The 17,412-nt window shown below is 65.6% G+C and carries 15 protein-coding genes and 2 pseudogenes; 9 read left to right on the forward strand and 8 right to left on the reverse strand.

Annotated features, from left to right (window positions below; translation table 11 throughout):
• Positions 1–65: 65 nt before the first annotated feature.
• Together AB3G31_RS17470 and AB3G31_RS17475 are read right to left on the reverse strand one after the other, a co-directional pair.
• Positions 66–2,264 (reverse strand): ABC transporter permease, encoded by a 2,199-nt coding sequence (locus AB3G31_RS17470; RefSeq protein ID WP_367847344.1) that lies wholly within the window; start codon positions 2,262–2,264, stop codon positions 66–68.
• 185 nt (positions 2,265–2,449) lie between these two features.
• Positions 2,450–3,475, reverse strand: a complete 1,026-nt coding sequence (locus AB3G31_RS17475) for an ABC transporter substrate-binding protein (RefSeq protein ID WP_367847345.1) — start codon at positions 3,473–3,475, stop codon at positions 2,450–2,452.
• A gap of 271 nt (positions 3,476–3,746) precedes the next feature.
• On the opposite strand from AB3G31_RS17475, the gene zwf reads away from it, so the two are divergent.
• Both zwf and AB3G31_RS17485 read left to right on the forward strand, forming a co-directional pair.
• On the forward strand, positions 3,747–5,207 hold the full coding sequence (gene zwf / locus AB3G31_RS17480) for a glucose-6-phosphate dehydrogenase (RefSeq protein ID WP_367847346.1): 1,461 nt from the start codon (positions 3,747–3,749) through the stop codon (positions 5,205–5,207).
• Positions 5,208–5,210: 3 nt separating this feature from the next.
• Entirely contained in the window at positions 5,211–6,059 is an 849-nt protein-coding gene (locus AB3G31_RS17485; protein ID WP_367847347.1) for a MurR/RpiR family transcriptional regulator, read from the forward strand.
• 50 nt (positions 6,060–6,109) lie between these two features.
• Here AB3G31_RS17485 and AB3G31_RS17490 read toward each other — a convergent pair.
• Positions 6,110–6,565, reverse strand: a pseudogene (locus tag AB3G31_RS17490) (hypothetical protein); the annotation flags it as partial.
• Between AB3G31_RS17490 and AB3G31_RS17495 the strand changes: the two are divergent.
• A pseudogene (locus tag AB3G31_RS17495) lies at positions 6,555–6,791 on the forward strand (LysR family transcriptional regulator); the annotation flags it as partial. The pseudogenes AB3G31_RS17490 and AB3G31_RS17495 sit on opposite strands and share 11 nt — an antisense overlap.
• A gap of 30 nt (positions 6,792–6,821) precedes the next feature.
• Complete coding sequence (gene pcaC / locus AB3G31_RS17500; protein ID WP_367847348.1) at positions 6,822–7,199, forward strand: 4-carboxymuconolactone decarboxylase; 378 nt, start codon at positions 6,822–6,824, stop codon at positions 7,197–7,199.
• On the opposite strand, the gene AB3G31_RS17505 is transcribed toward pcaC, so the two are convergent.
• Both AB3G31_RS17505 and AB3G31_RS17510 read right to left on the reverse strand, forming a co-directional pair.
• Positions 7,180–8,823: an EAL domain-containing protein gene (locus AB3G31_RS17505; RefSeq protein WP_367847349.1), complete on the reverse strand. Its 1,644-nt coding sequence runs from the start codon at positions 8,821–8,823 to the stop codon at positions 7,180–7,182. The two genes, pcaC and AB3G31_RS17505, sit on opposite strands and share 20 nt — an antisense overlap.
• A 184-nt stretch (positions 8,824–9,007) precedes the next feature.
• The gene (locus tag AB3G31_RS17510) at positions 9,008–9,592 is read right to left on the reverse strand and encodes a helix-turn-helix domain-containing protein (protein ID WP_367847350.1); all 585 of its coding nucleotides are present in this window, start codon (positions 9,590–9,592) and stop codon (positions 9,008–9,010) included.
• Positions 9,593–9,681: 89 nt separating this feature from the next.
• Here AB3G31_RS17510 and kbl point away from each other — a divergent pair, with 89 nt between their 5' ends.
• A complete protein-coding gene (gene kbl, locus AB3G31_RS17515) occupies positions 9,682–10,899 on the forward strand; it encodes a glycine C-acetyltransferase (RefSeq protein WP_367847351.1) in 1,218 nt (405 codons plus the stop codon).
• On the forward strand, positions 10,896–11,843 hold the full coding sequence (locus tag AB3G31_RS17520; RefSeq protein WP_367847352.1) for an NAD-dependent epimerase/dehydratase family protein: 948 nt from the start codon (positions 10,896–10,898) through the stop codon (positions 11,841–11,843). Before kbl ends, AB3G31_RS17520 begins: the two co-directional genes overlap by 4 nt.
• Here AB3G31_RS17520 and AB3G31_RS17525 read toward each other — a convergent pair.
• Positions 11,828–12,196, reverse strand: coding sequence for a phosphomannose isomerase type II C-terminal cupin domain (locus AB3G31_RS17525; RefSeq protein ID WP_367847353.1), 369 nt, complete (start codon positions 12,194–12,196; stop codon positions 11,828–11,830). The two genes, AB3G31_RS17520 and AB3G31_RS17525, sit on opposite strands and share 16 nt — an antisense overlap.
• A gap of 235 nt (positions 12,197–12,431) precedes the next feature.
• Between AB3G31_RS17525 and AB3G31_RS17530 the strand changes: the two genes are divergently transcribed.
• A complete protein-coding gene (locus tag AB3G31_RS17530) occupies positions 12,432–12,746 on the forward strand; it encodes a BON domain-containing protein (protein WP_367847354.1) in 315 nt (104 codons plus the stop codon).
• Between the two features lie 10 nt (positions 12,747–12,756).
• Here AB3G31_RS17530 and AB3G31_RS17535 read toward each other — a convergent pair whose 3' ends face one another.
• Positions 12,757–13,488, reverse strand: coding sequence for a response regulator (locus AB3G31_RS17535; RefSeq protein ID WP_367847355.1), 732 nt, complete (start codon positions 13,486–13,488; stop codon positions 12,757–12,759).
• Between the two features lie 77 nt (positions 13,489–13,565).
• Between AB3G31_RS17535 and AB3G31_RS17540 the strand changes: the two genes are divergently transcribed.
• Positions 13,566–15,659: an ATP-binding protein gene (locus AB3G31_RS17540; RefSeq protein ID WP_367847356.1), complete on the forward strand. Its 2,094-nt coding sequence runs from the start codon at positions 13,566–13,568 to the stop codon at positions 15,657–15,659.
• 66 nt (positions 15,660–15,725) lie between these two features.
• Positions 15,726–16,100, forward strand: a complete 375-nt coding sequence (locus AB3G31_RS17545) for a hypothetical protein (protein WP_367847357.1) — start codon at positions 15,726–15,728, stop codon at positions 16,098–16,100.
• Between the two features lie 66 nt (positions 16,101–16,166).
• Here AB3G31_RS17545 and AB3G31_RS17550 read toward each other — a convergent pair whose 3' ends face one another.
• Entirely contained in the window at positions 16,167–17,399 is a 1,233-nt protein-coding gene (locus tag AB3G31_RS17550) for a M20 aminoacylase family protein (RefSeq protein ID WP_367847358.1), read from the reverse strand.
• Positions 17,400–17,412: the final 13 nt, after the last annotated feature.

Below are 17,412 nucleotides of genomic sequence, written 5' to 3' on the forward strand. Positions count from 1 at the left end.
TAATTAGTAGCTGCTCACGCTCATGGAATAAGCATGGGAGCCCGATTTCTTATAAATGTATAGATTCAGTGGGCGGGTGCCAGCGCCACGTTCTTGCGGCGCCCCAGCTTGCGTTCGCCCACCAGCAGCTGGATAAGCCCCATGGCTGCCGACATCAACACGATCAGCACCGTGCAATAGGCCAGCGCCACGCCGTAGTCGCCCTGGCCCACCCGGCCAATGATGTAGGTGGTGGCCAGCTCGTTCTCGGCGGTGACCAGAAACACCACCGCCGACACGGTGGTCATGGCCCGCACAAAGCTGTAGACCAGCGCGGCAATCAGCGCTGGCTTGAGCAGCGGCAGCACCACATGGATGAGGGTTTGCAGGGTGGAGGCGCGCAGCATCAGCGAGGCCTCGTCCAGCGACTTGTCCAGCTGCTTGAAGGCCGCCGTGCCCGCACGCACGCCCACCGGCAGGTTGCGGAACATGAAGCACAGCACGATCACCAGCCCGGTGCCGGTCAGTTCCAGCGGCGGTACGTTGAACGCCAGGATGTAGCTCACACCCAGCACCGTGCCCGGAATGGCAAAGGCCAGCAGCGCCATGAACTCGAACAGGCCCTGGCCCTTGAACTCGGTGCGCGCCAGCAGGTAGGCAATCAGCAGGCCCAGCAGCGCGGTGATGGGCGCCGAGGCACCCGCCAGCTGCAAGGTGGTGAACAGCGAATTCCAGGCCGTGCCCACCCACTGCAGGCCAAACTGGCCCCACTCCAGCGCAAACGCGGTCTTGAAGTGGCCCAGCGTCAGCGTGTAGTCGCGGCCCCAGGTCTGCACAAAGCCGCCCGCAAACGCAAACAGGTAGACGATGACGGTAAACGCCATCCACGGCAGCGCCACCGCGTAAATACTGCGGCGCACCCCGTCGGGCAGCGGCATGGGCAGGCCGGAGTCGCCCTTGCCGCTGACGGTGGTAAAGCTGCTCTTGCCCAGCAAGGCGCGCTGCGCCACAAACACCGCCAGCGCAAACAGCGTCAGTATCCAGGCCAGCGAAGCCGCCTTGCCCTGGTCGTACTGCGCGCCCACGATGGCAAAAAAGATCTCGGTGGACAGCACCGCAAACTGCCCGCCCACCACCACCGGGTTGCCGAAGTCGGCCATGCTCTCGATGAAGCCCACCAAAAACGCGTTCGCCAGCCCCGGCTTGAGCAGGGGCAAGGTGACGGTCCAGAAGGTGCTGCTGCGGTCGGCGCGCAGGGTGAGCGCGGCCTCTTCCAGGCTGGGGGCCACGCCCTGCACCACGCCGCGCATGATCATGAAGGCGATGGGCGTGAAGGCAAACATCTGCGCAATCCACACCCCGAACATGCCGTAAAACCAGCGCGTGGGCTCGATGCCAAAGGCCGACTCCAGCAGCTGGTTCACCACGCCCGCGCGGCCAAACAGCAAAATCAGCCCCAGCCCCACCACAAACGGCGGGGTGATGATGGGCAGCATGGCCAGCAGCTTGAGCGGGCCTTGCAGGCGCGCCGCCCCCCGCTCGGCCATCAGCGCCATCATGGTGCCCAGCACCACCGTGCCGCTGGCCGTCAACAGGCCCAGGGCCAGCGTGTTCCAGGCCACGCCGCAGCGCAGCCCCCCGGCCACGCAGCCCAGGCCCCAGATGCGCTCATTGCCCACCCGGTCGGCCAGCGCAGCCAGCGACCACTGCCCGTCTTCGTTCAAGAACGCACCAACCAGCGCCTTGGTCACCGGATACGCGATGAACAGCAACAACAGCGCGCCGCAGCCCACCACGCTGGCCGCCACAAACAGGTCGCCCTTGAAATAGCCGCAGCGCGCCAGCCCAAACGCCGCCAGCATGAGCAAGGCCACGATCGCCACGCTGCCGCCGATGCCGATGCCAAACTGGTTCGTTGCCAGCTCGCCAAACTGCCCGTTCAGCGCCTCGAACGCCCAGCCCTTGGCGCGGATCACAAAGCCGCTGGCCACCAGCCCCAGCGCGCCCAGGCCACCGCCCAGCACCAGCCAGCCGCCCTGCTGCTTGCCCGCCGGCATACCCAGCCCCACGGTGGCCAGCAGCAAGCCCGCCACGCCCAGCAGCAGCCATTTGCGGCCATACAGAATCGCCTGCACCAGCCCGTTGCCCGCCTCCGGCCCGGCAAACACCTGGCCCCATACCGACACCCAGCTGCTGTCTTGCTGCGCATACCAGGGCAGCCCCACATAGGCCAGCAGCCCGATGACGATCCACACCCGGATCGCGAAATTGGAATTTGGATTCAAACAATCACCTTGAAAACGCAGGTTCGCGGCTGCGCGGGCGCGGCGAACGAAAGGAAACGGAAGTGAGGCCCCCACCCCGGCCCTCCCCCGGCGGGGGAGGGAGAAATGCGGGCCAGTGGCTTACTCCCCCGCCCCTTCGGGGAGAGGGCGGGGGTAAGGGGCGGGCGGACACCCACGGCGCATGTCTAGCGCGGCAAGGAGTTGACTTCTTTTTCCCAGCGCGCAATCAGGCGGCGGCGCTCGGCGCTGGCGCCGTATTTGGCGTAGTCGTAGTTGATGAACTTGATTTTCTTGAAGTCGGGCATGCGCTCGTCGAGCTTGGTGGACTTGTTGCTGGGCAGCTGGAACTGCTTGGCGGCCACGGCCAGCTCCTGGGCGGCGGGGGTCAGCGCCCAGTCGTAGAACTTCTTGGCGGCCTCCAGGTTGCGCGCGCCCTTGACCAGGCTCATGGAGCCGATTTCGGCGCCGGTGCCTTCGGTGGGGGTCATGGTTTCGACCGGAAAGCCCTGCATCTTCTCGCCCGGCGCGTCGTGCACAAAGCTGATGGACACGGCGGTTTCGCCCCGCGCCACGGCCTTGATCGGGCCGACACCGGTGCGGGTGTACTGGCTGATGTTTTTGTGCAGGCCCTTGAGGTAGTCAAACGCCTTGTCTTCGCCCATCAGCTGCACCAGGGTGGCGATCATGGTGTAGGCCGTGCCGCTGGAGGCCGGGTTGGCCACCTGGATGTCACCCTTGTATTCGGGCTTGAGCAGGTCGGCCCAGGTTTTAGGGATGGAGAGCTTTTTCTTGGCGACCAGCTCGGTGTTGTAGCCAAAACCCAGCGGGCCGGAGTAAATGCCCACCGTCTTGTAGCCCGACTGCTGGGCCTGCTGCTGCGCCCAGGGGTAGAGCTGGGGCAGCATGGCGGACTTGTACTCGGTGCTCAGGCCCAGCTCGGCGGCCTGCATGTGCGGGTCGCCGGTGCCGCCGTACCAGAGGTCGGTTTTGGGGTTTTCCTTTTCGGCCATCAGCTGCGCCAGTGCTTCGCCCGAGCCTTTGAGCGACATGTTGACCTTGACCCCGGTGATGCGTGTGTAGACCGTGCCCATCATGTTGCAGCCCTCGGCCTGGGCCGAGCAAATGATGTTGATCTGGCCCTGTGCCAGGGCGGGTGCCGCCGCTGTCGCTGCCAAAAAAGCCAGAGTTGCACTGTATACAATTTTATTCATGGAAAATATTTGAGTAATAAGATTACCAACCCAGCTTAGACCGCAGTTTGAAAGCGCTGCAACCGGGAAAACACTGAGGAAAGCCCATAAAAAAACTATTTTCCATGCCCATATTTTCAGAAACCTGAAACTAAGTTACATTGGCGACCACCCTTGGGACCGGTGCACAGCACCGGTCGTGACCCCCACGGGACTGGCGCAATGCCCGGTGTGCAGCCCTTTGGATGCGCACCGGGATTTGCGTAAGTCTTGCCTCTTTTGGATGAAAACTATGAGCTTTGATCTCGTCTTGTTTGGCGGCACCGGCGACCTCGCCTGGCGCAAGCTGATGCCCGCCCTGTTCCAGTCTTTCCGCCACGGCACCTTGCCCGAAGGCGGTCGCATCATCGGCGTGGGCCGCGACGACCTGAGCCATGTGCAGTACCGCGAGCAGATCCAGTCGCGCTTCAATAGCGTCGAAGAGTCCAAGCGCCCCAACGCCGAAGAGTTTGCGCGTTTTGCCGCCCTGCTGGAATTCCAGCGCATGGACCTGTCCAAGCCCGATGACTACTCCGCGCTGAAGTCCATTCTGGACACCCGCAGCGCCGACTCGGTGGTGATGTACGTGGCCACCGCACCCGGCCTGTTTACCACCGTCTGCGAGCAGTTGGCCGCCGCGGGCCTGAACACCCCGCACACCCGCATCGTGCTGGAAAAGCCGCTGGGCCACGACCTGGCCTCGAACCGCGCCATCAACGAAACAGTGCGCCACTGCTTCAAGGAAAACCAGGTTTTCCGCATCGACCACTACCTGGGCAAGCCCTCGGTGCAGAACCTGTTTGCGTTGCGCTTTGGCAACGCCTTGTTCGAGCCGCTGTGGAAGCGCGAGCACATCGCCAACATCCAGATCACCATCGCCGAAGACCTGGGCGTGGAAAAGCGCGGTGCCTTCTACGAAAACACCGGTGCCCTGCGCGACATGGTGCAAAACCACGCGCTGCAACTGCTGTGCGCCATCGGCATGGAGCCGCCGATCAACTCGCACGCCGATGCCATCCGCGACGAAAAGCTCAAGGTGCTGCGCTCGCTCAAGCCCTGGACGGCCGAGACCCTGTCGCAGCACGTGATCCGCGGCCAGTACAGCGCGGGCAAGTCCAGCAGCGTGGCGGTGCCCGGCTACCGTGAAGAGCTGGGCGTGAACCCCGAGAGCCAGACCGAAACCTTTGTCGCGCTGCGCACCGAAATCGCCAACTGGCGCTGGGCCGGTGTGCCCTTCTACATCCGTACCGGCAAGCGCCTGGCCGGACGCGATGCGCACATCGTGGTCAACTTCCACCAGACCCCGCACCCGATCTTCAACGCCCCGGTGGGCGCGGCGAACCGCCTGGTCATCAACCTGCAACCCAAGGACGGGCTGGAGCTGCACCTGCTGGCGCAAGCCCAGGGCAACCGCAGCCGCTCCGCCAGCCAGTCGCTGGCCCCGGTGCAGCTCGATCTGGACTTTGACAAACGCTTCGGCGCGGAACGCGTGGGCGCCTACGAGCGCCTGCTGCTCGACGTGCTGGACGGCCGCCTGAACCTGTTTGTGCGCAGCGACGAGCAAGAAGAAGCCTGGCGCTGGGTCGAACCCATCATCGAACACTGGAAGAACGACGCCGCAGGTCCACGCCCCTATGTGGCTGGCACCTGGGGCCCCAGCGCTTCCAGCGCCATGATTGCGCGCGACGGTTACTGCTGGAGCGAAGAGTCCTAATCCATGCTCGACCGTATCAAAGCTTCCCTCTCGTCGCTAGCCCCAGCGGAGCAGCGGGTGGGCAAGCTGGTGCTGGCCGACCCGCGCGCCTTTGCCAACCTGCCCGTCAGCGAGCTCTCTGACCGCGCCCACGTCAGCAAGCCCACCGTGGTGCGGTTTTGCCGCAGCATGGGCTACGACGGCCTGAGCGACTTCAAGCTCAAGCTGGCAGGCAGTGTCAGCGAAGGCGTGCCCTTCATCCACCGCAGCGTGGACCTGGACGACAAGACCAGCGATGTGATGGTCAAGGTGATCGACAACACCGTCGCCGCCTTCCTCAAATACCGCAATGAAGCCAGCACCACGGCGCTGGAAAAAGCCGCCGAGATCCTGGCCGAGACCTACAAGACCGGCAAGCGCATCGAGTTCTACGGCGCGGGCAACTCCGGCATCGTGGCGCAGGACGCGCAGCACAAGTTCTTCCGCCTGGGCGTGCACGCCATTGCCTACAGCGACGGCCACATGCAGGTGATGGGCGCATCCATGCTCGGCCCGGGCGACTGCGTGGTGGTGATATCCAACTCGGGCCGCACCCGCGACCTGATGGATGCCTGCGACATCGCGCGCAAAAACGGTGCCACCACCATCGTCATCACCACTAGCGGCTCCCCCCTGGCCGCTGCCGGCCATGTGCACCTGGCCGCCAACCACCCCGAAGGCTACGAGCGCTACAGCCCCATGGTGTCGCGCCTGCTGCACCTGTTGATCATCGACATCCTGGCCACCTGCGTGGCCCTGCGCATCGGCGGCTCGACCCTGCAGCCCAAGTTGCAGGAGATCAAGAACAACCTGCGCAGCAAACGCTACACTTGATTTTCATGCATGAAAACAGGGCCTAGCGCAATATTTACCAGCGCAAGCAGCTACTGATTCAATAGCAAACTCGGTTCAGCCTGGGCCACCGGCAAGCAACCCAGGCCCTCCAGCGTCGCCGCTACCGCCGCATCCAGCGCGGTATGCGGCTCGCGCCCCAGCACAGCCACCAGCCGGGTGTTGTCCAGCCGCACCGGTTGCTGCCACAGGTAGCGCATTTCCTGCATCTCGCGCAGCGTCTCCACAAAAGGCGAAGCCAACCGCAGCAACCACCAGGGGAAGGCGGCCACCCGCGGCGCAGCGCCCGTGCGCCGGGCCACCACGCGGCAGACTGCCTCGGCCATCTGGCAGCCATCGGCATCCCAGTGGCCAGCGAAGTGGAAGCTGGCAAACGGCTGCAACGTGCCACGCCGCGCCAGCAGCGTGACCATGGTGCGCGCCACATCCGGCAGATAAGCCCACTGGTGGTCCACGCCCTGCCGCCCCGGGTTGCTGACGCTGCGCAGCGACAGCGACCTCGCGCACTGGGCGTTGATCCAAGCCGGGGCCGGCATCGGCATCTGCCAGGTGGCGCTGGCCCGTCGCAAGCCGGATCTGGTGCGGCTACTGCCCGGGCAAGTCAGCCTGCCGCTGGAGACCTGGATCACCATGCACGAGAACCTGCGCCACAGCCCGCGCTGCCGCGCCACCTTCGACGCCCTGGTCGAGGGGCTGCAACAGCACATCGCGTAGAGTGGCGCATCTTTTTTGACGGGAGCCCCCATGAACCAAGAGCTGTTTGACCAAGGTCTGAAAACCCGCCGCGAGGTGCTGGGCGCCGAGTATGTGGACGCGGCCATCCAGAATGCCGATGCCTTCACCCGCGACATCCAGGAGCTGGTGACCCAGTACGCCTGGGGCGATGTGTGGAACCGCCCCGGCCTGGACCGCAAAACCCGCAGCCTGCTGAACCTGGCCATGCTGACCGCCCTGAACCGCCCGCACGAACTCAAGCTGCACCTGCGCGGCGCGCTGACCAACGGCGTGAGCCAGGACGAGATCAAGGAGGTGTTTTTGCAAACCGCCATCTACTGCGGCGCACCGGCCGCCATCGACAGCTTCCGCACCGCCAAGGAGGTATTCAAAGAGTTGGGGGTGTAGCCCCCGCATCGCAGGCCCGCAGGTAGGCCAAAAAAGCCTCCAGCGGCATGGGCTTGGCAAAGTAATAGCCCTGGCCAAAGGGTACGCCCAAGGCGCGCAACTGGGCGGCCTGGGCGGCGTTTTCGATGCCTTCGGCGACCACCTGGCTGTTCACAGCTTTGGCGATGGCGATGATTTCCGGGATCAGGCTGGAGCGCAGGCTGGCGTCTTCCATCTCGAACACAAACGATTTGTCGATCTTCAAAAAGTCGGGCGCGACGCGCTTGACCATGCCCAAGTTGGAATAACCGGTGCCAAAGTCATCGATCGAGATGTAGTAGCCGTCGGCCTTCAGACGCTGCAGCTCGGGCACGATCTCGGGAGAAAAGTTGTATTCGGTGACTTCCAGCTCCACCTGCAGGTCGCTGCGGCCCAGTGCCTGCAGGCTGGCGCGCAGGTGCGGCTCGATGGCATCGCGGCGCAGGTTTTGCGGAAAGAAGTTCAGCGCCACCTTGAACGGCCCGCGCGCGGGCAGGGCCGCACCCAGCTCCTGCAGCGCCCGGGTGCTGACTGCGGCATCAAACGCCCAGGTGCGATTGTCGGCAATCAAGGCCGGAATGAAATGGTCGGGGTAGACCAATTGGCCCGCGTCCTCCAGCCGGGCGAGTACTTCGCAGCCGATCGGCTGGCCCGTGGCCAGGTCCATGATGGGCTGGTAGTGGCAGACCACATTCGCCGGTTGGCACAGAAAGCGGATGCGGTAGGCCATGGACTGGAAATGGCGGCAGCGCTGCGTCACTGCAGCCTGCACCAGCAGACCCAGCAGCAGGCACACCAGGGCGGCCCCGGCCAGCACCTCGCCATGGCTCTGGTACAGGTCTTGGGGCAGCAGAACCGACTGCACCGAGATCGGGCTGACCCCGGGCAGAGTGGTCGTGACCCGCACTACGGCCCGGGCCACATCCAGCTGCAGATGCGGGGTTTGCGGGGTGACCAGGCGGTCCGTCCACGCACCCCGGGCGCTTTGGTAGACCCGGGTGCGCTGGTTGGCGCGCCCGGCCCACATGGCATCGGCATAGCGCTTGCGGATGTCCTGGGTGGCGTTGGGCTGCATCACCACCTGGAAGCGCCCGCGCTCGACCAGGGCGGCCCGCACCGTTTCCTGCGACAAAGGCAGGGGGGCGTTGAGGTAGTAGTGGCCGATGGAGCCCTGGATACCACCTTCGGCGGCGGCGCTGGGGGTCTCCAGCAAGCCGATGTTGGTGGTGCAAAACAACTGGCGCTGCGGGTTCAGTAGGCCGATGTCGCGTGCGTAACGGTGGGAGAACATCAGGCTGCGCAGCCGGTTCAGATTGTCGGCCGTGCACACCGGGGCGTAGGAGGTATTGAGCTCGTCCAGCAGCAAGCCAATGTCGGCCTGCAACTCCTGCATGCTGGCAATCACCTGCCCGTGGCCGCTGTCGATGGCCTGGATCCGCAGGTGCAAGGCCGCCAGCACCACCACCAGCGCCATGCCCAGCCCTGCCGCGTAGCCGCAGACCATGCCCACGGTGCGCGGGTAGCGACCCATGAAATGCCCCATGGAGCGGCCCAGCCCGAACAGGCCGGTGCCAGGCGGTGCAGGCGCGGCTGTCAGGCGCGGCATACCCGCCGGTAGCCCTGGCAGCGTGGGAAAACTATTCCGTACCACGACCCCTGCATGTATGTGCCCTCAAGAAACCGGAATGCCCCACAGTACACCCTGGCTGGTCGTAAATTATGGAGTAATTACCGTTGCAATTTGTTGCATTATGGAATGGGGACAAAAATTAAACCGCGCCCTTCCCCGCTCACCCGGCATGCACCACCACCAGCCAGGCCGTGGCCTCGGTGCGGCCCGGATTGCGGATGGCGTGGGGCCGGTCGGCAGCGTAGCGGGCGGTTTCGCCCGGGGCCAGGTGCTGCCGGGCATCGCCAGACACCACATCCAGCGCACCGGCCAAAAGCGTCAGGTGTTCGCGGGTACCGGCCTCGTGCGGCTGCGACTCCAGCGCGCCACCGGGCTGGACGGTCAGCGCGTACCACTCGAACTGGCCTGCCAGGTCGATGGGCCCCAGGATGCGCAACTCGCAGCCCCCGTCCGGGTGGCGCAGCGACGGCGTGGCGTGGGCAGGCACCACGGTGATGGCGGGCGCGGCCGGCGCGGGCGCGGAGGCCAGCAGGTCGCCCAGCGGCACCCCCAGCGCGTTCGCCAGCCGCCAGACCACGGCCACCGTGGGGTTGGCCTGGGCGCGCTCGATCTGCGACAGCATGGATTTGGACACCCCGGCCTTGCGCGACAAAGCGTCCAACGACAAGGCCTGCGCCTGGCGCAGCGCCGCCAGGGTGTCGCCTACGCGGGGCGGCTCGGCGGGTGGGGAGACATTTTTACGCATGCACATTTCCAATATATTGACTTATCGTTCGATATAAAGAACAATTTCGATTTACTGTAACCCGCATTGTGCCGCAGGAGCCCCCCGCCATGACCACCACCGCTGCCTTCTATACCCACCTGCAACAAGAGCTGCAAGCCATCCGCGATGCGGGCCTGTACAAGGCCGAGCGGGTGATTGCCAGCGCCCAGGGGCCGCACATCCAGACCGTGGCCGCCGATGGGTCCACCCGCGAGGTGCTCAACCTGTGCGCCAACAACTACCTGGGCCTGTCCAGCCACCCCGCCGTGGTGGCCGCCGCCGCCGAGGCCCTACACACCCACGGCTACGGGCTGAGTTCGGTGCGCTTCATCTGCGGCACGCAAGACATCCACAAGACCCTGGAGGCGCGCCTGTCCCAATTTTTGGGCACCGAGGACACCATCCTCTACGCCGCGGCCTTCGATGCCAACGGTGGCCTGTTCGAACCCCTGCTGGGCGAGGACGATGCCATCATCAGCGACGCGCTGAACCACGCCTCCATCATCGACGGCATCCGCCTGTGCAAGGCCAAGCGGTATCGCTATGCCCACAACGACATGGCCGACCTGGAGCGCCAGTTGCAGCAGGCCCAAGCCGACGGCGCACGCCACACCCTGGTGTTTACCGACGGCGTTTTTTCCATGGACGGCACCATCGCCCAGCTCGACGTGATGCGCCGCCTGTGCGACCAGTATGGCGCGCTGCTGGGGGTGGACGAGTGCCACGCCAGCGGCTTCATGGGGGCCACCGGCCGGGGCACGCACGAGCACCGCGGCGTGTTCGGTAAAGTGGACATCATCACCGGCACGCTGGGCAAGGCGCTGGGGGGTGCCTCGGGCGGCTTTACCAGTGCGCGGCGCGAAGTGGTGGAGCTGCTGCGCCAGCGCTCGCGGCCCTACCTGTTCAGCAACACCGTGGCCCCCAGTATCGTGGGCGCATCGATTGCCGTGCTGGACCTGCTGGAGGCCTCCACCGCCCTGCGCGACACCCTGGCCGACAACACCGCCTACTTCCGCAACGCCCTGGTGCAGGCCGGGTTCGACATCAAGCCGGGCGAGCACCCCATCGTGCCCATCATGGTGTATGACGCGGTGGTGGCGCAAAAGCTGGCGGCGCGCATGCTGGAGCTGGGCGTCTACGTGGTGGGCTTCTTCTTCCCGGTGGTGCCCAAGGGCCAGGCGCGTATTCGCGTGCAGATGAGCGCGGCCCACACCCGGTCGGACCTGGAGAGCGCCGTGGCCGCCTTCACCCAGGCCGGACGCGAACTCGGATTGATTGCAGTATGAGCCCGCGCATTCTGATCATCGGTGCCAACGGCCAGATCGGCACCGAACTCACCCACGCCATGGTGCTGCGCCATGGCACAGAGGCCGTCATCACCAGCGACATGGTGCCCAAGGGCCGGGTGCAGGGCCTGCGCCACGAAATGCTGGATGTGACCGAAACACAGGCCCTGACCGAGGTGGTCGAGCGCCACCACGTGACCCAGATCTACCTGCTGGCGGCGGCCCTGTCGGCACGCGGCGAGCAGCACCCCAAATGGGCCTGGGACCTGAACATGAAAAGCCTGCTCAACGTGCTGGAGCTGGCCCGCACCCACAAGCTGGACAAGGTGTTCTGGCCCAGTTCGATCGCCGCCTTTGGCCCCAACACCCCGCGCGACCACACCCCGCAGCACACCGTGATGGACCCCACCACGGTCTACGGCGTCTCCAAACTGGCAGGCGAAGGCTGGTGCAACTGGTACCACCGCAACCACGGCGTGGACGTGCGCAGCCTGCGCTACCCCGGCCTGGTGAGCTGGAAGACCGCGCCCGGCGGCGGCACCACCGACTACGCGGTCGAGATCTTCCACGCCGCGCTGAAAGTGGGCCGCTACACCAGCTTCCTGGCGGGTGACACCGCCCTGCCGATGATGTACATGCCCGATGCTATCCGCGCCACGCTGGAGTTGATGGAAGCCCCCAGCGACAGCGTGCGGGAGCGCGGTTCGTACAACCTGGGCGGCATCAGCTTCACGCCCGTGCAGATTGCCGAGGCGATTGCGCGCTACGTGCCGGGCTTCAGCCTGGAGTGCGTGCCGGATTTTCGGCAGGCCATTGCCAACAGCTGGCCGCGCTCCATCGACGACTCGGCGGCGCAGCAAGACTGGGGTTGGAAGGCGGAATACGACCTGGACGCGATGGTCCAGGACATGCTGAAGAACCTGCGGGTTCAGTTGCGTCCGTAGTCGTCCTGCAGGCGGACAATGTCGTCTTCGCCCAGGTAGTCGCCAAACTGCACTTCCATGATTTCCACCGGGCCGGTGGTCTTGTTGGCCAGGCGGTGCACTTCGCCGATGGCGATATCGACATGCTGGCCGGGGGTCATTTCCAACACCTTGTCGCCCACGGTGACGATGGCGGTGCCGACCACCACCACCCAGTGCTCGGCGCGCTGGTGGTGCAGTTGCAGGCTGAGCTGCTGGCCGGGGTGCACGCCGATGCGCTTCATCTTGTGGCCAGGGGCTTCGAACATCGTTTCATACCAGCCCCAGGGGCGTTCGGTGCGTTCGATGGAGACAGTGCGGGTGGAGGTTTGCATGGCGTTCGGGTTCCTTGTGGATAAAAACCGGTTTGTCCACCCATGTTAACCCGTAGAGTACTTTAATGCCATTTACGGCCCTAGCGCTTATTCCATAAGCGTAAGAAGCTATATTTTATATAGCAACCGTACTAGGCAGATATGACAGATGCAACACCCGTCTACCCCGGTGTCATATGCCGGCGGTGGATCCGCCGCAGAATCCGTCCATCCCACTCTATTGAGCAGAAACACCATGGCACACCTCTTCAAGCGCCTCGCCGCATCCACCTTGCTGGCCATCGCCGCAGGCCCGCTCCTCATGGCCAGCAGCATGGCCGCTACGCCCGACGAGGCTTTGGCGGAAACCGTGCAAACCGCACTGGCCACCCAGCTAGGCCGTGCGGCGAAAGATGTGACGGTCAGCGTCAACAATGGCACGGTGGTACTGCACGGCTGGACGCAGGGACCCGGCACCGAAGGGAAAGCCCGCTATATCGCCAGTACCGTGCCCGGCGTGACCCGCGCCTACAGCAAGATCCGCATGTTTTCGAGCGACTACTACCGCTAACCCTTGGGCGCTAGTACAGCGTTTCCACTTCGCTGGCCAGCAGGTAGCCCGCGCCTCGCTCGGTGACGATCAGCATCGGGTTGGCCGAATCTACCTCGACCTTCAAACGCAAACGGCGGATCTGCACGTCGATGGTGCGGTCATAGACCTCGGCCTCGTGCAGGCGCGACATCGACAGCAGCTGGTCGCGCGACAGTACCCGCTGCGGGGCCCGGCACATGGCACCCAGCAGGCTGAATTCGCCATTGGACAGCTCTACCGAGACGCCCGCCGGTGACACCAGGCGACGGGTGCGCAGGTTCAGCTCCCAGCCCGAAAAGCGGAAGGCGCGGCGGCTGTTGTCGCGCTCGGGCAGCGTGGCCTGCACCTGGTAGCGGCGCAGCACGGCGCGCACCCGGGCCAGTAGCTCGCGCGGGCTGAAGGGCTTGGTGACGTAGTCGTCGGCCCCCAGCTCCAGGCCCATCACCCGGTCGGCCTCCTCGTTGCGGCCGGTCAGGAAGATGATGGGCACGCTGGCGCGTTCGCGCAGGGTGCGGGCCAGCTGCATGCCGTCTTCGCCGGGCAGCTTGAGATCGAGCAGCACCAGGTCGATGGCTTCGCGGTCGATCACCGCGAACATCTCACGGCCCGAGGCGGCCGCACTGACGCGCAGGTCGTGGTCGCCCAGGTATTCAACCACCAGCTCCCGGATACTCGGATCGTCGTCAATTACTAGAATGTGCGGGGCGGTAGGGGTGGTCATTGGTGGAAATCAGACTGCGTTTTTCGACAAGTATCAACGATGGCCCTATGCTGCCACAACCAAGGGATTCCCTGACTATGCAACGGATCTGGCGAAGACTGCAGGATAGCCTGCCCCGGCTGTGGATGGTGGCGATCAGCCTGGGCGTGGCGCTGGTGCTGGTGGCTGTGGTGGCCCTCACGCATCTGCGCGGCGAAGCCGTCAACAGCCAGTCGCGCGAGCTCAGCATGCTGTCGCTGGCGCTAACCGACGAGATCCACCGCGAGCTGCGCGGGATGAACGCCGGCCTGCACGCCATGCAGGTAGAACTGAGCGAGGGCAGCCTGCCCACCGCTGGCACAGCCGCCACACGCGCCCTGCAAACCCGCACCGAACTCATGGCCATGGTGGATACCTTGACCCTGGTAGACCGCAACGGCCAGGTGCTGTCGTCGTCCAACCCCAGCCCCCTGCCCAACCAGGCCACCTTCGCGCCGGGGTTGAACCAATTGGAGCCCGAAGCCGTGGCGGTGAGCCGCCCTTTCCTGGACCCGCGCACCCAGTCACCGCTGGTCACCCTGGCCGTGCCCTTTGTGGACGCCACCGGAGCCGCCGCGGGCTGGATCTTTGCCACCATGCGGGCCGAGGCCCTGCTGGGCGCATTCTCGGTGGCATCGCCCGCCGCCGATGCGCGCATGGCCGTGTTCCGCCGCGACGGCGTGCTGCTGGCCGGGGGCGTGGTCAATAAATCGCACTGGGACGAGGCCACCATCGCCCGCCGACTGGCGACCCAGCGCGCCACCGAACTGCGCCAGTTGCCCGACGGCACCGAGCGCCTGGTGGCCCTGCACAGCCTGGAGCGCTATGGCCTGGAGGTGGTACTGACCCGCAACCTCGACGTGGTGCTGGTGGCCTGGCGCGAAGCCGCCCAGCTCACGGCCGTGGCCGTGGTGCTGCTGCTGGTGGTGCTGACCGCATCGGTGCACCTGGTGCTGCGCGCCAACCAGCGCCGCGCCGCCGCCCAGTTGGCGCTGCAAACCCAGTTGTCGCGGGCCAACAAGCTGGAATCGCTGGGCGAACTGGCGGGCGGCGTGGCCCATGACTTCAACAACGTGCTGGCGGCCATCGTCGGCTTTGGCGAAATGGCCCAGGATGCCGCCGCCCCCGGCAGTGCCCAGGCACGGCACCTGGACAAAGTACTGGGCGCGGCCCTGCGCGGCAAGGCCCTGGTGGAGCGCATCCTGTCGTTTGGCCGGGGCGGTGGCTGCGCCTCCACCGTATTCGAACTGCAACCCATCGTGGCCGAAGTGCTGGCCATGCTGGCCGCCACCCTGCGCCCCGGCGTGGTGCTGGAGCGCGGCCTGGAAGCCCCCGGCGTGCTGATGCGCGGCGACCCCACCCAGGCCTTTGAAGCCGTGATGAACCTGTGCACCAACGCCATGCAGGCCATGCCGAACGGCGGCATGGTGCAGGTGCAACTGGTGCGCCGGCAGGTAGCGCAGCGCAAGGTGCTGTCGCACACCCAGCTGTCTGCCGGGCCCTACCTGGTGCTGACCGTGACCGACCAGGGCAGCGGCATCACGCCCGAGGTGATGGAGCGGCTGTTCGAGCCCTTTTTCACCACCCGGGGTGCCGAGTCGGGGACCGGCCTGGGCCTGGCCGTGGTGCACGGCGTGGTGGCCGAATTTGGCGGTGCCATCGACGTGCAAAGCCAGCCCGGCCAGGGAGCCCGTTTCACCCTGTACATCCCCGAATGCACGGACGCGCCCACGCCCCGCCGCCCCACCGCCTTGCCCACCTCCACCGGCGCAGGGCAAAGCCTGCTGGTGGTAGACGACGAGCCCACCCTGGTGGCCTTGGCCGAAGAAATGTTCGCCAGCCTGGGCTACCAGCCTGTGGGATTTACCGACCCGGTGGCCGCCCTGCAGGCCGTGCGGGCCGACCCGCAGCGCTTTGCCGCAGTAGTGACCGACGAGGTCATGCCCGGCCTGAGCGGCATCGGGCTCACCCAAGCCATCCGGCAGTTTGCCCCCACCCTGCCCATTCTGATGGTCAGCGGCTATGGCGGTGCCTCGCTGGCCGAGCGGGCCGCCGCCGCCGGGGTGTCGCGCCTGCTGACCAAGCCCCTGCAGCGCGAGGAACTGGCCCGCGCCATGGCGCTCTTGCTCAAGCCCTTGCTGCAGGTTGTATGACAAATGCAATATGGGCGTTGGAACGGCGACACAGGGAAACGGGCACGGCGCGTGCAAGATAGGGCCATGTCCACCAAGTCCCGTTCCACCCCACCGCCCGAAGCCAGCCTGGTGATCCATGCCGCCGCCGACCCGGCCGAGCGCGGCACGCTGTTTACCGCGCCGCTGGCGTGGTGGTATTGGCTGCGCAGTTTGTACGCCCCCGCCCCCAACCCTGCCGCCAAGCCCGAGGGGCCGCTGCGCCTGCACATCGACAACCTGCAAGGCCAGCGGGTGTTTACCGCCGACGACGCAGGGCCGTTGGTCGAACTGGCCCTGCCCGCGGGTACCTACCACGTGACCGCAGTGCTGGGCACGCTGTGCCGGGGCTACACCCTGACGCTGGTGGAAGGCGTGCCCAACGACCTGTACCTGTGCCCCAGCCTTTGCAATAGCAAGTAGCAGCGCCTGCTGCGATTTACAAGAGAAATTGGCAGCTGGCGCTTATTCCATAAGCGTAAGAAGCTATCAATCTGATAGCGGCATGAACTGTTCGGCCAGGCTGGCGTGCATGGCGGCCCCCAGCGGCAGGATGGCATCGTTGAAGTCGTAGCGGTTGTTGTGCAGCGCACAGCTGCCCACACCGTTCTCGGTACCCTGGCCGATGCGCATGTAGGCCCCGGGCTTGACCTGAAGCATGAAAGAAAAGTCTTCCGAGCCCATGCTCGGGTCCAGGTCGCGCACCAACTGCGACGAACCCACCAGGCCCTCGGCCACCCGCATCATGAATAGCGCTTCGGCGGTGGTGTTGATGGTGGGCGGGTACAGGCGCTCGTATTTGACCGAAGCGGTGGCCCCAAAGCCCAGGGCCACGGCGCTGCACAGCTCGGTAATGCGCCGCTCGATCAGCTCCTGCACAGCAGGGTTGAAAGTGCGCACCGTGCCCACCAGCGTGGCCTTGCTGGGCACCACGCTCATGGCCCCCAGGTCGCCTGTCTGCACGGCGCAGATGCTGACCACCCCGCTGTCGATGGCGCGGATGTTGCGCGACACCACGCTTTGCAGGGCAGTGATGGTGTGGGCCGCCACCAGCACCGGATCAATATTTTGGTAGGGGTGCGCACCATGGCCGCCACGGCCCGTGATTTCGATGGTGACCCGGTCCGACGCGGCCATCATCGCGCCGGCATTGAGGCCGATGGTGCCGGGTCGCATGTGGGGCCAGTTGTGCATGGCAAACACCGCCTGCACCGGAAAGCGCTCGAACAGGCCGTCGTCGATCATCGCCTTGGCCCCGGCGTAGCCTTCTTCGCCGGGCTGGAAGATCAACGCCACCGTGCCGTCGAAGTTGCGCGTTTCAGCCAGGTAGCGGGCCGCGCCCACCAGCATGGCCACATGGCCGTCGTGGCCGCAGCCGTGCATCAGGCCACCCTTGGCCGACTTCCAGGCGAAGTCGTTTTGCTCGGTCATGGGCAGCGCGTCCATGTCGGCGCGCAGGCCCACCATCTTGCCGCTGCTGTTGCCCTTGGCATGGTTGCGCCCGTGGATGATGCCGACCACGCCGGTTTTGCCTATCCCGGTGTGCACCTCGTCGACGCCGCACAGCCTGAGCGCCTGGGTCACGCGCTCTGCCGTGTACACCTCTTCATAGCCCAGCTCGGGATGGGCATGCAGGTCGCGGCGCAGCGCCGTCAACTCCGGGTGGAACTGGGCAATGTGCGCAAATGCGCGCCCATTGGCTTGGAGCAAAGGTGTGGACATGGAGAGCCTTTAA

The sequence above is a fragment of the Rhodoferax sp. WC2427 genome, from assembly GCF_040822085.1.
Classification (GTDB): domain Bacteria; phylum Pseudomonadota; class Gammaproteobacteria; order Burkholderiales; family Burkholderiaceae_C; genus Rhodoferax_B.